This window comes from Kitasatospora sp. NPDC028961 (assembly GCF_055564815.1).
Genome location: NZ_JBVHVO010000013.1, coordinates 151,493 through 166,714, shown reverse-complemented (window position 1 = coordinate 166,714; position 15,222 = coordinate 151,493). Strand labels below are relative to the sequence as shown.

Genomic DNA, 15,222 nt, shown 5'->3' with positions numbered 1-15,222 from the left:
GACTAGGTTGATCTCCGACAGCAGTCGGTCGTGGGGACGAGGCGGCCGGCTGTCCGTAGCCGGGTCCGGCCGCCGTGCCAGGGCCCGGCCGCCGGTTCGTCTCCGGTCGGCCCGGTGCGCCGGCCGCCCCCTCCCCCGGTTACCCCGTCCCCCCGGCCCGCGAAGGGATCAGCAGCTGTGAACCGTACGACCGTAGGTGGGCCGAAGCTCGGGGGCGGTCGGGGTGCCGGCGGCGTCGTCGTCCTCGCCGACCCGGCCGGGGCCGGGAGCGGCGCGGTCGCACCCCTGCTGGCCAACTCCCTGCACCCGAGCGTGCTCCTGCGGGCGGACGACTTCCGGCGGGCGATCCGGCAGGGGTTCGTCCCGTCGCACCTGCCGCAGGCGCACCGGCAGAACGAGACGGCCCTGGCGGCCGCGATCCAGGCCGCCTTCGCCTTCGCCACCGGCGGCTACCAGGTGGTGCTGGAGGCCACGGTCGCGCCGCCGGCGCTGGACGTGCTGCGCCGGGAGAGCCGGACGACCGGGGCGCCCCTGCACTACGTGGTCCTGCGGCCGTCCGGCGGCCCCGGGGAGTCGGACCCGCCGGACCGGCACGACGTCGACGTCGCGGCGGAGCCCAAGGCGACGGCCGGGACGGTGCTCGCCGGCCTGGGCCGGGGGGCCTTCCTGCTCGGCTGGTGAACCCGACGGAGGCCGCCCCCGGCACCCCGGTGGACGCGGCCCCCGGCCGAACCTGACGACACGCGGCCCTCGGCACCCCGATCCACCGGGATGCCGAGGGCCGCGCGTCGTCACCTGCCGTCGGTGGGAGCAGGCCCGCACGATCAGCCGGCAGCCGGCTCCGGGTCACGGCGGCGGGTGGAGACCAGCCCGAGCGCACCGCCGAGGAAGAGCAGGGCCCCGGTGGTGGTGAGCAGGATGTCGGTGCCGTCCGCACCGGTGGAGGCGAGCGAGCCGCCGCCCGGCGCGGCGGGCGCGGGGGCACCGCCGGCGGCCTGGGTCGGCGGGGGCGACCCCTCGGTGGCCGCGGTGGCCGGGCCGGACGCACTGGTGGCCGTACCCGTCGGGGTCACCGGCGGCTTCGAGGTGGTGGTGGTCGCACCCGGGGTGGTGGGGGCGGTCGAGGCCGGCGTCGTGGGTGCGCCCGTCGGCGCCGGTGTGACCGGGGCCGAACTCGGCGGGACGCAGGCCGTACGGGCGGGCGTCGGGGTGCCGTCGGACGGGCGGGCGGACGGCGAGGCCGACGGGCCGTCCGCCGGCGGGACCGCGTCGGCCGGGCGGGCGACGGTCGGGGTCGGCAGCGGCCAGGTGGTCCGGCCGGGGCCCGGGGGCAGCGTGGTGACGACCGACGGGCTCGGGCAGGGGCCGGCCCCGCCGGGCACCGAGTCCACGTGGTAGCCGGCCACGATCCGGGTGTAGTCGTACGCGGTCTGCTGGACGCCGCTGCACGTCGCGGTGGTGAAGGTGCCGCTCGCGCACGGGCGGTCGCGGTTGACCGCCCAGAAGCCGAACCGGGCCAGGTGGTGGGTGGCGGCGAAGTCGCGGACGGAACGGAAGTCGGCCGGGGTGAGCTGCTCGCCCTGCTGGTCGGTGCGGCCGTTCATGGAGGAGAGGCCGGAGTGGCGCCAGGCCTTGTCGTCGTCCCAGCCGTAGGCGGCGGCGACGGCCCGCTGGAGGCCGCTGACGGCGGTGACGGTCGCGGCGGCCATGGTGCCGTCATGGCTCGTGAAGTCGAACGGCATGGCCGTCCAACCGTCCACCACCAGAGCGGCCTTGGCGGCGGTCCTGATCAGGTCGGCGCCGTCGGCGTCCGGGCCGGTCGGGTCGACCGGGAAGCTGACGTAGACGAGCAGTCCGGGGTTCTTGGCCTTCAGCGTCTTCAGCGCGTCGACGACCCGCTGCCGCACGGCGGGGGTGCTCAGCTCGGTCGACTCCAGGTCGATGTCCACGGCCCGGAGGCCGTACGCGTCGACCACCTTCTGGTAGGCGGCGGCCAGTTCGGCGGCGGTGGCGCAGCGTTCGCCGAGCTTGGCACCGTCCCAGCCGCCGAAGGAGGCGAGGATCTCGCCGCCGGCGGCCCGGATCCGCTTGATCACCTTCTCGTCGGCGCCGCCCGTGAGGGCGCGGCTGCCGTCCCACTTCGGGTCGCAGCCACCGCCGGAGAGGACGAAGGAGAGGGCGAACTGCCGCAGCCCGGTGGCCTTCATGACGGCGACCGGGTCGGGGGCGTCGCCCCAACCGAGGTACTCGGAGACGGCGTTGAGGCCGACCGGGTCCGCGGCCTCGGCGGCGGGAGCCTGGTGCTGCATGAGGATGAGCGCGGCGCCGGCGACGAGGGCGGTGGAGGCCGCCGCCATCCGTCGTCGTCGGGTGAGCCGGTGTTTGGGCATCGGGACTCTCCTGGGCTGGGAGCGGACGGGCGGGCCGGCCCGGCGTCCGCCACGCGGCGCGCCCCGGCGGTAGCCCTCCCACAAGGGCACCGCCGGGGCGCCAGGGACCCGGATCCCGCCGGGGCGCGGGAGCCGGGAGTTCCATGGCCGGAGCCGGACGCTGGACCTGGGCCGGTGGGCCCGGGACACGCCGCGCGCCGTACACGGGGCGCGGCTCTCAGCAGTAGCTACGGATGGGCCACGCCTCCCGGTTCACGCTCTCCACACCGGATTGACCGTCAGAGACGCCGCACCGGGCCGGAGTTGACACCCCCCGGAGGGCGGGTGAACCGGCGCCCGCACGGGGGGACGAGCGCCGGTGGCGGTACCGCCACCCTGGAGAACGGCCCGGACCCCCGGAGTGGTTCACCGCCGCGGAGAACTTCCTGCGCCCTGAGCCCTGAGCTCTGGCCTGGGCCTGGGCCTGGGGCCCGCCCCGTGCGCACGTCCACGTACTGGGCGGCGCCCGGGCCGCCGCCCTCACCGCCCGACGGCCGGTTCCGCACCCTCACCCCCGCCGCCGAGGTGCGCCCCCCGGCCCCGACGACCAGAGTGAGGTGGTGAGCATCCTGGTACTCCTCGAACCCGAACTCGTCCGCACCTCGACAGCGAGCGGCGGCACCGACTACGTCGAGGTCGTGCGCGCCGTCCACGCGGCCCGGGCCGCCCCGGCGCCGGCCGGTCGGCCCGAGGGACTGACCCTCTGCGGCATGGGAACCGACCGGATGCGCCGCGACCCGTACCGGGCGCCCGACCCCGACGCGCCGTGGTACCCGCCGAAGTGGAGCGGCCAGGTGTGCCCGTTCTGCGACCGCGTGCTCCGCACCTGAGTGCGGACCGGGGCGGTCACCCCGCGGCGACCATGCCGCGGGCTTCGAGGATCGGGCGCAGCGCGCGGACCGCGTAGAAGCTGCGGGACTTGACGGTGCCGACCGGGACGCCGAGGACGGCGGCGGCCTCGGCCATCGAGCGGCCGTGCATGTGCAGCTCGACCAGGACGTCGCGGTGGTGCGGCTGCAGCTCGGCGAGCGCGATCGCCATGTCCTGGGCGGCGAGCACCTCGTCGTAGGGGTCGTGAGTGCCGGCGTGCTCCTCGGGAGCGTCGTCGGCGACCTCCTGGGCGCGGGCGGCCTGCATCCGGAAGTGGTCGATGGCGATCCGGCGGGCCACCGTGAACAGCCACGGACGGCTGTACTCGGGGCCCCGACGGATGGCGGCCGGGTTCTGCCAGGCGCGCAGCAGGGTCTCCTGCACGATGTCCTCGGCCTTGCCCCGGTCGCCGCTGGTGACGCGCAGCATCGCGCGCAGCAGGTAGCCGCCGTGCAGGCGGTACAGCTCGGCCAGGGTCTGCTGGTCGAGGGTGGGCCGGTCCGCACGGCTGACGGGAGCGTCCGGGGCGCCCCCGGCCTCCCCGGCCTCCCCGGCTGCCCGATGGGTGTCCTCGGCGTGAACGGTAGCGTCGATGGCCACGGCGGTTGAGTCCCTCGCAACGGTTGGTCGATATGTCGGGACGAGCCGGTGCGGCTGTCCCTCCCCCCTTGCTGGGACACATTTCCAGCCACGGCCAAGACCGGACCAACGCTGCGCCAACGAACCTCACGCCAGGGCGTTGGCGGCGGGAGGGGCGTCCGCCGCTCCCCGTACCGCGGCCGCCGGGCGGCCGATGTCACGCCCCGTCGACGGAAGCACCCGGCCGGCCGGGCCCGCGGCTGCTTCCACTCCCTACCTACGGCCGGACCCGGCCGCACGGTTCACCGGCCACACGGTTCACCGGCCGCGCGGTTCACCGGTGGCCGATCACCGCCGGGCGGTGGGCGCCCCGGGCCGACCGGGCCGCCGCCCCGGGCCGACCGGCACGGCCGGGGCGGAGCGGCACCGCGTCAGCCGGTGCGCCGGTGGTTCCCGCGGGCGCCCTCGGCGGTGAGGTCGGTCAGTGCCGTGGTCAGCAGCTCGCGGGCCTCGTCCGCGCGGTCCAACTCGATCAGGGCGGTGCCCAGCTCGGTGAGGGTCTGGGTCATGCTGTCGGGCTGCCCGGCCCCCTCGAAGTGGCCGAGGGCCTGGCGGTAGGCGTCCTCCGCCTCGGACCACTCCAGCAGTGCGGAGTGGTCGAGGCCGACCTCGTGGGCGGCGAACCCGGCCAACAGGTGGACGATGTGCGGAGAGGAGCCGTCCAGCCACCCGAGGATCTCGGCGAGGAGCAGCCGGTGCCTCTCCAGCGCCTCCCGGGGCCGGCCGGACTCCCGCAGGCAGGAGCCGACGCAGCGCAGCGCCACGATCCGCCCCACCTCGGCGGACCGGCCCTCCAGCGAGGTGAACACCTCGGCGGCCTGGCGGTAGGAGTCCATCGCCTCCTCCGGCCGGTGCAGCCGGCGCAGGGCGGTGGCGCAGTAGGCGAGGGCCCAGGCCTCCTGCTGGGCGTCGCCGATCCGGCGGGCCAGGTCCAGGGCCTCCGAGGCGACCGCGAGCCCCGACCGGTAGCGGTGCAGGCAGGTGATGTGGGACCAGGCCAGGTAGTTCAGGTGGACGGCCTCGGCGAGCCGGTCGCCGACGGCGCGGGCGGAGTCCGCCGAGAGCCGGAAGACCTCGGCCCAGACGTCCCAGTGCAGCAGGCTGTCGGAGAACCAGTGCATGGCCTCGGCGGTGTCCACCACCTGCCGGTGCCGGCCGGTGGCGTTCGCGTGCTGCAGGGCGGCCAGCCACTCGGGATGCTCCTCCTCCAGCCAGCGCCGGGCGTCGGCGAGGGTGACCGGGGCGGTGGCCGGATCCGGGTCGGCCGATTCGGCGCCGGCGTGCTCGGCACCCTCCACGTCGAACCGCAGACCGGCGGCGGCGGCCCGGCGCAGCAACCGGTCGCCGGCCTGCTCGCGGGCGGCCTCCAGGGCCTGTGGGCCGTCGTCGGCGGCGAGCCGCTCGCCCGCGTAGAGGCGGACCAGGTCGTGCAGGCGGTAGCGCTCGGGGGTCGCGGCGGGCTGCAGCAGTCCGGCGTCGGCGAGTTCCTCCAGCCGGCGGTCGGTCTGCTGGACGGGAAGGCCCGCGTAGGCGGCGACGGTGGCGGCGGTGAAGTCCTTTCCCGCGGACAGCGAGCAGCGGCGCAGGACCAGCGCGGTGGCGGCGGGGAGCTTGCGGTAGGAGAGCGCGAAGGCCGCGCGCACCCGCAGGTCACCGGCCTCCAGCACGTCCAACCGGTACTCCTCGGCGGCGAGTTGGCGGACCAGGTGACTGACGGGCTGCTGCGGGCGGGCCACCAGCCGCTGTCCGGCGATCCGCAGGGCGAGCGGCAGGTGGCCGCAGAGCCGGGCGAGTTCGGCGGCGGCGTCGGGTTCGGCCGCGAGCCGCTCGGGGCCGGCGATCCGGGCCAGCAGGGCGGCCGACTCGCCGGGGGCGAGGACGTCCAGCGGCAGGCGGTGCACCGACTCCAGGCCGGGCAACACGTGCCGGCTGGTGATGATCGTCAGGGCCGGGCCGGAGCCCGGCAGGAGCAGGCGGACCTGTGCCTCGTCGGCGGCGTTGTCCAGGATCAGGACGAGGCGCCGCTCCCGGACCAGGGTGCGGAACAGGCTGGCGCGCTCCTCGGTGTCGGCGGGCACCGAGCGGTCGGCGACGCCGAGGGCCCGGAGGATCTGGCCGAGGGCGTCGCGCGGTGCGAGCGGCGTCGGAGCCATCCCGCGCAGGTCGAGGGAGAGCTGGCCGTCGGGGAACTGCGGGGCCAGGGTGTGGGCGGCGTGCAGGGCGAAGGCGGTCTTGCCCAGGCCGGGCTGACCGTAGGCGAGCACGATCCGGGGGTGTGCCGGATCGGCGTCCCGGACCAGCCGGTGCAGCCGGGCCAGGGCGTCCTCCCGGGCGGTGAAGTCGGCGATGTCCCGGGGCAGCGCGAGTGCGGAGAACACCGCCTCGGCCGGGCTGTCGCTCCCGGCATCGGGCACGGTCGCGGTCGCAGGGGAATCCACGGCGGCGGGCGCCTCGGGGGCGGCGGGCGCGGGTGCGGCGGTCGCGGGCACGGCGGCCCCGGGGGCCCCGGGGGCCGGGCGCGGGGCCCGCACGCGGGCGGGGGTGCGCCGGGGACGCCCGTCGCGGGCGGCCCGGTCGAGCGCGGCGGTCCGGGCCGCGTCGAGGCGCAGCGCGACGGCCAGGGCCTGCACGGTGCGCTGCTGCGGTCCCCGGGTGCGGCCGCGCTCCATGTCGCCGAGCGCGCGCAGGCTGATCCCGGCCGCCCGGGCCAGCTCGGCCTGCGTCAGACCGGCCAGTACCCGGAAGCGTGCCAGCAACAGGCAGAACTCCTCCGCCGCGGCGGAACTGCCTGTCGCTATGCCCTGCGGGCTGCCTGCGGGGTTGCCTGTCGCACCCATCGCCACCCCTGTCACTCACGGTGTCGGCCGCTTCACCGAACACGTCAGGTCAGACAGTATGCACTGGTCAAAGTCGTGATCTTGCACCGGATCGACCCACGCCCGGCCGCCCGGTGGCGCCCCGGCCGGAGCCGGGCCGCCGGTCCGACCGCTCGGGAACGGGATGGGCGGAACACGATGCGCCGCCACCTGCGGGGCGGTGGCCCCGCCGCTACTTCCGCCTGTGGTTCTGCCCATCCCCGCACACGAGGGTGCCCAGAACCGCCCGCCGTCCGCACGGGCGGGCACGCGGCGGTCAGCGGTGGCGGCTCCCGGCCGCACGGCCCGACGCGCTCAGGAGCGTGACCACCGGCGCAGGCCGGCAGGCCCCATGCGACCGAGACGGGTCCACCCGCACGCGAGGTCCCCCGACACCGCCCTCAGCGGCGGCGCCTCCCCGGCCGCGCGGCCCGGCCCACCCGGGGCCACCGCCGCCGGCGCAGGCCGGCAGGCCTCATGCGACCGAGACCACCTGAATCCGCCCGAGACGGACCCACCGTCAGCGGGCAGCGGTGGCGGCGGCCCGGCGCTCCTCCGCCGCGGCCTCGGCCGTGCGACCCAGCGCCCGCAGGACCGTGGCCATCAGGGTGTGCGAGCGGGCCTCGACCCCCGGATCGGCCTGGGTGCGGCCGAGCACGAGGGCCAGCCGGGCCGTGGTCAGGGCGTCGCCGTGGCGGCCGAGCGCGTGGAGGGCCTCGGCCCGGGTATGGGTGGCCCGGACGGTCTCGGCCGCGTCCGGGTGGGCGGCGAGGATGCGCACGGCCTCGTCCGCGTGGGCGAGAGCCGCTTCGAGGGCGCCGCCGGCCACCTGGGCTCCGGCCAGGTCGTCGAGCGCCCGGGCGAGCAGCCGGTCGTCGGCCAGCGAGCGGGCGCGGGCCACGATGTCCGCCATCAGCGGCACGGCGCGGTCCGGCCTCCCGGCGCCGGCCAGGCCGGCCGCGATCCGGACCCGGCAGTGGTGGCGTTCGACCGGGTCGCCGACCTGGTCGGCGGAGGTGAGCGCCCGGTCCAGGTGGTCGAGGGCGGCCCTGACGTCCCGCCGGTCGACCAGGACCGCGGCGAGGTCGGTGGTCAGCCGGGCCACGGCGGCCGGATCGGCGCAGGCGCGGGCGGCCCGCAGACCGGACTCGACGGTGGTCCACCACCCGGCGCGGCGGTGCCCGGACCCGGCGTAGAGGGCGCCGGCCCGGTGGGCGAGCCGCCAGGCCTCGGCGAACCGGCCGTGCCGTTCGGCGCGCAGCACCAGGCCGCGGACGGCGGGCTCCTCGCGGTCGAACCAGTCGGCGGCCCGGCGGGCGCTCGGCGGCAGGGGGCGGTCCCCGGCGGACGGGCCCACGACCGACGGAGCGACAGCGGACGGGCCGACGGCGGACGGCGGACCGTCGCCCGGCCGGCCGACCCAGGCGGCGGTGGCGTTCAGGTAGTGCTCGATCAGCCGGTCCAGGGCCGCCGCGCGCTGGTCGGCCGGGAGTTCGGCGGCCAGCCGGGCGCTGTGCCGGCGGACCAGCTCGCGCCGGGCGAACAGTCCGGGCGCGCCCTCCTCCACCAGGTGGACGGCGTCGAGCTGGACCAGCAGGCCGCGGGCCGCGGCCGGCGGCACCTCGGCGAGGGCGGCGGCGGCGAGCGGCTCGATGACCGCGCCGGGGTGCAGGCCGAGCAGGGCGAACAGGCGCGCCGCGGCCGGTGCCAGGGTGCGGCAGGTCAGGTCGAGGGCCGCGCCGAAGCCGGGCGGACCGAGGTCGGCGCGGGCCGGGTCGGCGAGCCCCGACGGCTCCTCGGCGAACTCCGCCACCAGGTCCTCCAGGGCCCAGTCCGGGCGGGCGCCCAGCCGGGCCGCGGCGAGCCGCAGGGCGAGCGGCAGGTGGTCGCACCGTTCGGCGAGTTCGGCGGCGGCGAGCGGCTCGGCCGCCACCCGGGCCGGGTCCAGCACCCGGGCCAGCAGCTCCTGGGACTCGGCCGGGGTCAGGGCGTCCAGCGGGAACGGGGTGGCGCCCTCGTGCACCAGCAGGTCCCGCAGCCGGCTGCGGCTGGTGATGACGGTGACGGGTCCGACCCAGGCCCGGCCGGTCCCGGGTCCGGCCTCGGGCGGCGGATCGGGCAGCAGCGGGGCGAGTTGCTCGTAGGAGCGCGCGTTGTCCAGCACGATCAGCAGCCGGCGGCCCGTCACCAGCTCGCGGAAGCGGCGGGCGCGGCCGTCGAGCGAGCCGGGCAGCGCGCTCCCGGTGACGCCCAGCGCGGTCAGGAAACCGGCCAGCACCTCGGCCGGCTCGCGGGGGCCGCTCTCGTCGAAGCCGCGCAGATCGGCGTGGAGCCGGCCGTCGGGGAAGCGGTCGGCGGCCCGGTGGGCCCAGCTCTGGACCAGGCTGCTCTTCCCGACCCCGGCCGGTCCGGTGACCAGGACGGGGCCGGCCTCCCGGCCGGCGGCGACGGCCGCGTCCAGGCGGTCGAGCTCGGCCGCACGGCCGACGAACCGCCGGTTGGCGCGGGGCAGTTGTGAGGGCACGAGGTGCGGCGGGCGGGCCGTGGCGACGGGCGGCCGGGGCTCGGCGCGGGGCGTGGTGAGGACGGCCGGCCGGCCCGCGACGCGCTCGCCGGCCAGCCGCAGTTCGGGCCCCGGCGCCGTCGGCAGCTGCGCCGTGACCCGCTCGTACCAGGCCCGCGCCTCGGCCCGGCGCCCGGCCTGGTCCAGGCAGTCGATCAGCCGGACGGCCAGCCGCTGGTGGGTGGGGTGGGCCGCGGCGGTCTCGACCAGCTCGGCGACCAGTTCGGCGCCGCGGTCCAGCCGGCAGAGCCCCTCGGCCAGCCGGTCCAGGGCGCGCAGCCGCAGGTCGGTCAGCCGGGGGGCGGCCTGCTCGCGCAGCAGGGCGGAGCCGCAGTCGGTCAGGGCCGGACCGCGCCAGAGGTCCAGCGCCGCCCGCAGCAGTGGCAGCACCGGGTCGTCCGCCCCGGTGGCGCGGTCCGCCGGGGCGGCGGCGGGGTCCGGGCGGCCGGGGAGCAGCACCCCGGCCCGGTCGCAGAGGCGTTCGAAGCGCAGGGCGTCCACCTGCTCCGGATCCCCGCTCAGGACGTAGCCGGCGCCCCGGGTGGCCAGCTCCAGTCCACCGTCCAGCAGCCGGCGCAGTCCGGCAACGTGCCCCTGCAGCGCGGCGCGCGCGGTCGCGGGCGGGTTGCCGTCCCAGACCAGCTCGATCAGCCGGTCGGTGGGCACCACCCGGTCGAGTTCCACGGCCAGCGCGGCGAGCAGCGCACGGCGCTTCGGCGCCGAGGGCGTGGCCGCCGTGCTGCAGTCGTAGCGGACGGTCACGGCACCGAGCAGGTCGATCCGCATACGGCCTCCTCGTCATATGTCAGTGATCGGCATATTGACGGATCCGGCCGGGAATTGCCCAATCACGGACCACGGTGTGCCCGAAAGGGCAGGAGCCGGCACCCCGCTCCGGCGTCCACGGCGCGGACGAAATGCCAACCCGGACAAACGGCACGGATACACTGCAGCCCGATATCAGGCTGGACCGCCGTGGGGGGCGACTGTGGGCGACCGCGTGGGCATCCGACTGCTCGGCCCCGTGGAGCTGCGAACCGGGTCCGACGGGTACGTCGCGCTACCCGGACCGCAACGGCGCGCCGTCCTGGCCCTGCTGGCCCTGCGGCTCGGACGGGTCGTCGCGGTGGAGCGCTTCTTCGAGCTGCTCTGGGGCGAGGAACCGCCGGCCCGGGCCAGGGCAGCCCTGCAGGGGCACGTCGCCGCGCTGCGCAAGGTCCTCGCCGCCACCCCCTTCGAGCTGTCCACCCGGGCGCCCGGCTATCTGCTCACCGGCCCGGCCGAGCAGGTCGACGCGCTGCGCTTCGAAGCGCTGTCCGCCCGCGCCGGGGAGCACGCCGACCGGGCCGACCGCGGCGCGGACGCCGAGGCGATCGGGCTGCTGGAACGGGCCATGGGCCTGTGGACCGGCGCCGCCCTGGCCGACCTGCCCGACACCGAACTGCGACAGGCCCTGGCCGGCCGGCTGGAGGAGGCCGGGACGAGGGCGCTGATCGGCTGGGCCCGGCTGCGGCTGCGCCAGGGCTCCGGCGCCGCCGCCGTGGAGGCCCTGGAACAGCGGGTGCGGGCCGACGGGCTGCGCGAGGAGGTGGTGGCCCTGCTGGTCCGCTGCCTCCACCAGGCCGGGCGGCCCGCCGACGCGCTGGCGGTGTACCACCAGGCCCGGGAGCTGCTCTCCCGCGAGCTGGGCATGGTGCCCGGCGCGGAGCTGCAGGCCGCACTGGCCCGGGTGCTGGCCGAGGAGCCGGCCGCCGGGACGGTGCCCGGCCCCGGGCCGGCGGCGCCGCGCGCCCCTGCGAGCACGCGACCGCCGGTGGCCCCTGAGCCGCCCGCGGCCGCCGGCCCGCCGGTGGTCCCCGCCCCACCCGTGGCCGGTCCGGCCCCCGCGGCCGCACCCGCACCGGTCGAGCCCTCGAAGCCCCGTCAGCTCCCCCGCCGGCCCATCGGCTTCGTCGGGCGCGGCCCGGAGTCGCACTGGCTCGACCGCGAGTGCGGTCCGGACCGCACCGGTGACGGACTGGCCGTGGTGGTCGGCCCGGCCGGTGTCGGGAAGAGTGCCACCGTCATCCGTTGGGCGCACCGGACGGCCGCCGGCTTCCCGGACGGCCAGCTCTTCGTCGACCTGCGCGGCTTCGACCCGGCCGGACCGGCCGACCCGGCCGAGGTGCTCGGCCAGTTCCTGCTGGCCCTGGGTGTCCCGGAGGCGGCCATCCCCGAGGACCGCGCGAGCCGCGCCGGCCTCTACCGCGCCCGGACCGGCGACCTCCGCCTGCTCGTCCTGCTGGACAACGCGCACAGCGCCGCCCACGTCGCCGACCTGCTGCCGGCCGGGCCCGACTGCGCCGCCGTGGTCACCAGCCGCACCTCCCTGGAGGACCTGGTGGTCACCGAGGGCGCCGCCATCCTGCGGCTGGAGGCGCTGCCCGAGGGCGACGCGCTGCGGCTGCTCGAACGGAGCCTGGCCCCGGAGCGGGTCCTCGCCGAGGCCGCCGCCGCCGAGCGGCTGATCGCACTCTGCGACCACCTGCCGCTCGCCCTGCGGATCGCGAGCTCCCGGCTGGCCGCCCGACCGGACTGGACGATCACCGACCTGGTCGCCGAGCTCTCCGACGAGCGGACCCGGCTGCTCGCCCTGGAGACCGACGGCGCGGTCAGCATCCGCACCACCCTGATGCTCACCCACCGCCACCTCTCCGACCGGGCCGCCACCCTGCTCACCCTGCTGGCCGCGCACCCCGGCCGGGAGGTGGACACCGCCGCCACCGCCGCGCTGCTGGGTGCCGACCCGGCCACCGCCCGCGACGCGCTGGGCGAACTGGCCGCCCACCACCTGCTCGGCGAGAGCGCGCCGGGCCGGTACAGCCGCCACGACCTGATCCGGCTGTTCAGCGTCGAACTCCTCGCCGAACAGCCCCCCGAGCTCCGCCGGCTCGCCGTCGAACGGCTGCTGGACTACTACGTGACGGCCGTCCAGCACTGCGGCGAACACCTCGAACCCGGGCAGGACGGCTACGGCGAACGCGCCCACCCGCCCGCCGCGCTGCCCGCCGCGAGCGACACCCGCGCCGCGCTCGACTGGTTCCGCGCGGAGCAGTCGACGATCCGCGCGCTGGTCGACACCGCCGGCGCGGTCGACCCCGAACGGGCCTGGCGCCTGGCCATGTCGTCGAGCGCGCTGTACTACGGCTCCAGCCGGCTGGCCGACTGGCTGAGCTGCCTGCGGGCGGGCGAGCGCGCCGCCGAACAGTGCGGCGACCGGGTCGCCACCGCGCTGCTGCGGGGCGCCTCGGCGAACGCGCTGCTGGGGCTGGAACGCCGTGCGGAGGGGGCCGAGGCGGCCCGGCGGGCCGTCGCCGACACCACGCCCGCGGACGGCTTCGCGCACATCCGCGCCCTGGCCACCGCGTCGCTCGGCACCGCCCTGCTCGGGGACCCGGTCCGGGCCACCGCACTGGCGGCGGCCGCGGTGGCCCTCGCCGAGGAGTCCGGCTCCGCGCACCGGACCTCCTACGCCCTCGGCTACGCCGCGTCGGCCGCCCTGATGGCGGGCGACCACGACGGCGCGCTGCGCCGGGCCCGCGAGACCAGGGCCCTGCTGCCCGACCACCCGGCCGCGACGATCCACGCCTGGTCGATGCTGACCGAGGCGCACGCCCTGCAGGCCCTCGGCCTCGCCGAGGCCTCCGAACTGGCCTGGGCCCGGCTCCTGGTCACCTGCGAGCAGGCCGGTTTCCTGCACCTGCAGGCCGTCTCGGAGGAGTGCTACGCCGCCTTCCTGCGGACCCAGGGCCGCGAGGAGGAGGCGGCCGAGCACCTGAAGGCGGCCGTCGGACTGTACCGGCTGCACCGACATCAGGCCGGCTCCCCGAGCGGCGTGCCCGCCGCGATCGAACGCTCACTGCGGCCCCCGCCGGCACCGGCGCCCCTGCCGGCGGCCGGCGCGCCGGCCGGCCGGACCTGACCCCGCATCAGGCGGCCCCGGGGCGGTCCGCCAGGACCGACCGCAGCCCGCGGACCGGGGACACCTCGCGGGCCCCCACCGCCGCCGGCCGGTCCGTCCGGCGCAACCCCACCAGCACCTCGCCGTGGTGCGGGTGCGGCCCGGCCGCCACCCGGCCGCTGTCCGGCAGCGCCGCGGCCGCCTCGCCCTCCCGTGCCCGGGCGGCGACCGTCAGGTAGTGCTCGACGGCGATCCGGCGGGCCACCGCGAACAGCCGGGCGCGACCGTTCTCGGGCCCGTCGGCGACCGCCCCGGGGTTCCGCCAGGCACGCAGCAGGGCCTCCCCGACGATGTCCTCGGCCGTGCCGCGGTCCCCGCCGGTGACCCGCAGCACCGCGCGCAGCAGGTGGCCGCCGTGCAGGCGGTGGAGCTCGGCGAGGGTCTGCCGGTCGAGGACGGGCCGGTCGAGGACGGGCCGGTCGGGAGCGGGCCGCTCCGCTCGGCCGACCGGAGTGTCCAGGGAACCCCCTGCCTCCCCGGCTGCCTCGGCCGCCGGGTGGGTGTCCTCGGTGTGAGCGGAAGCGTCGATGGCCACGGCGGTCTGAGTCCCTCGCAACGGTCGGTCGATGGGCCGGGACGAGCCGATCCGGCTCTCCCCTCGGTAGGACACGCTTCCAGCCACCGCCAAGACCGGACCAACTCCGCGCCAACGCTCCTGACGGGCCAGCGGCGGCGGCCCGGCCGCGCCCGCTACGGCGCGGTCCGGTTCCGTCGGCGGCCCGCTCCGAGCGCCGCCGCGGCGAGGGCGACCACCGCGACCAGCCCGGCGCTCGCCCCGGCCAGTGCCGAGGCCCGGGTGACGGCCGTCCGGTCGGGCGGCGGCGGGACCGTCACCGGGTCGGTGGTGGCCCGCGGCGCACCGGTGACCGGCGCGAGGGCGGTCACGGCGGCCACCACGTCCACCGTGCCCCAGCCGACGGCCGGGTCGGGCAGTGCCGATCCGGGCCGGTAGGCGGTCGATCTCAGCCGCTCGACGACCTGGGCCGGCGTCCACCCGGGCTCCCGGGAGAGCAGCAGGGCCGCCACCCCCGCGACGAGGGCGGCGGCGCCGCTGGGCCCCGAGGCGGTGAAGTGACCGCCGCCCGGTCCAGAGGCCTGGAGACCCTCGCCGGGCGCCGCCAGGTCCACCCGTACGCCGGGGACGCCCGCCACGCCGGCGGCGGACACCGAGTCACCGGAGCCGGTGGGCGCTCCGCCGGGGCCGATCGAGGCCACCGCGACGACGCCGGGATAACCGGCCGGGTACACCGGACCCTTCGCCGACTGCCCGTCCGGCCCGGCCGGGGCGACCAGCAGCAGACCCTTCGCCCCGGCGTACTCGACGGCCTCGGCGAGCGCCTGGCTGGGAGCCGACGCCACGGCTCCGACCAGCGCCACCCGGGCGCCGGCGTCGGCCGCCGCCCGGATGCCCTGGGCCAGCAGGTCCGCCGTGGTCGTCCCGGCGTCGTCGGTCACCCGGACGGCCAGCACCGTCGCCTCCGGGGCCAGGCCGGCCGGCCCCCCGTCGGGCGGGCGGCGGCCGGCCAGCAGCGTGGCGAGGAAGGTGCCGTGGCCCACGCAGTCCTGGCCGGAGTCGCCCTGCCCCTGCACCCGGGTGCCGATCCTGAGCCGCCCGGCCAGCGCACCGGAGTCGGTGCCCGCCGCCGCCTCCACCCCGGAGCCGAGCACCGCGACGGTCACTCCGGCGCCCCGGCCGCTCGGCCAGACCGCCTCGGGCCGCAGGTACACCTGGGACCAGGGGGCCCGGTCGGTGGTCCGGGCGGACGGCTTGCGGCAACCGCTCTCCCGGACGTCGGAAAGCGTCTGACTCACCGGTGGCAGCTCCGCCGACGAGGGCGACGCGGTCGGGGACGCGGGCGCCGGGGT

9 protein-coding genes are annotated in these 15,222 nt (G+C 77.8%); 3 read left to right on the top strand and 6 right to left on the bottom strand.

Annotated elements, in window-relative coordinates; translation table 11 throughout:
• Positions 1-177 precede the first annotated feature (177 nt).
• A complete protein-coding gene (locus ACZ4UX_RS22725) occupies positions 178-681 on the top strand; it encodes a hypothetical protein (RefSeq protein ID WP_329486417.1) in 504 nt (167 codons plus the stop codon).
• 143 nt (positions 682-824) lie between these two features.
• Here the strand turns inward: ACZ4UX_RS22725 and ACZ4UX_RS22720 are convergent, their stop codons facing one another.
• A complete protein-coding gene (locus tag ACZ4UX_RS22720; RefSeq protein WP_465707976.1) occupies positions 825-2,390 on the bottom strand; it encodes a chitinase in 1,566 nt (521 codons plus the stop codon).
• A gap of 599 nt (positions 2,391-2,989) precedes the next feature.
• Between ACZ4UX_RS22720 and ACZ4UX_RS22715 the strand changes: the two genes are divergently transcribed.
• Positions 2,990-3,259 carry a hypothetical protein gene (locus tag ACZ4UX_RS22715; RefSeq protein ID WP_465707975.1) on the top strand — a complete coding sequence of 90 codons (270 nt, stop codon included), beginning with the start codon at positions 2,990-2,992 and terminating at the stop codon, positions 3,257-3,259.
• A 16-nt stretch (positions 3,260-3,275) separates the two neighbouring features.
• Here ACZ4UX_RS22715 and ACZ4UX_RS22710 read toward each other — a convergent pair whose 3' ends face one another.
• The 3 genes from ACZ4UX_RS22710 to ACZ4UX_RS22700 form a co-directional block, all read right to left on the bottom strand.
• Positions 3,276-3,899, bottom strand: a complete 624-nt coding sequence (locus ACZ4UX_RS22710) for a sigma-70 family RNA polymerase sigma factor (protein WP_329486422.1) — start codon at positions 3,897-3,899, stop codon at positions 3,276-3,278.
• A 410-nt stretch (positions 3,900-4,309) separates the two neighbouring features.
• On the bottom strand, positions 4,310-6,694 hold the full coding sequence (locus ACZ4UX_RS22705; protein WP_465707974.1) for an ATP-binding protein: 2,385 nt from the start codon (positions 6,692-6,694) through the stop codon (positions 4,310-4,312).
• A gap of 619 nt (positions 6,695-7,313) precedes the next feature.
• Positions 7,314-10,142, bottom strand: coding sequence for an AfsR/SARP family transcriptional regulator (locus tag ACZ4UX_RS22700; RefSeq protein ID WP_465707973.1), 2,829 nt, complete (start codon positions 10,140-10,142; stop codon positions 7,314-7,316).
• 238 nt (positions 10,143-10,380) lie between these two features.
• Here ACZ4UX_RS22700 and ACZ4UX_RS22695 point away from each other — a divergent pair, with 238 nt between their 5' ends.
• Complete coding sequence (locus ACZ4UX_RS22695) at positions 10,381-13,317, top strand: AfsR/SARP family transcriptional regulator (RefSeq protein WP_465707972.1); 2,937 nt, start codon at positions 10,381-10,383, stop codon at positions 13,315-13,317.
• A gap of 7 nt (positions 13,318-13,324) precedes the next feature.
• Here ACZ4UX_RS22695 and ACZ4UX_RS22690 read toward each other — a convergent pair whose 3' ends face one another.
• Together ACZ4UX_RS22690 and ACZ4UX_RS22685 are read right to left on the bottom strand one after the other, a co-directional pair.
• Positions 13,325-13,891, bottom strand: a complete 567-nt coding sequence (locus ACZ4UX_RS22690) for a sigma-70 family RNA polymerase sigma factor (protein ID WP_465707971.1) — start codon at positions 13,889-13,891, stop codon at positions 13,325-13,327.
• A gap of 155 nt (positions 13,892-14,046) precedes the next feature.
• The gene (locus ACZ4UX_RS22685; protein WP_465707969.1) at positions 14,047-15,168 is read right to left on the bottom strand and encodes a S8 family serine peptidase; all 1,122 of its coding nucleotides are present in this window, start codon (positions 15,166-15,168) and stop codon (positions 14,047-14,049) included.
• Positions 15,169-15,222 lie beyond the last annotated feature (54 nt).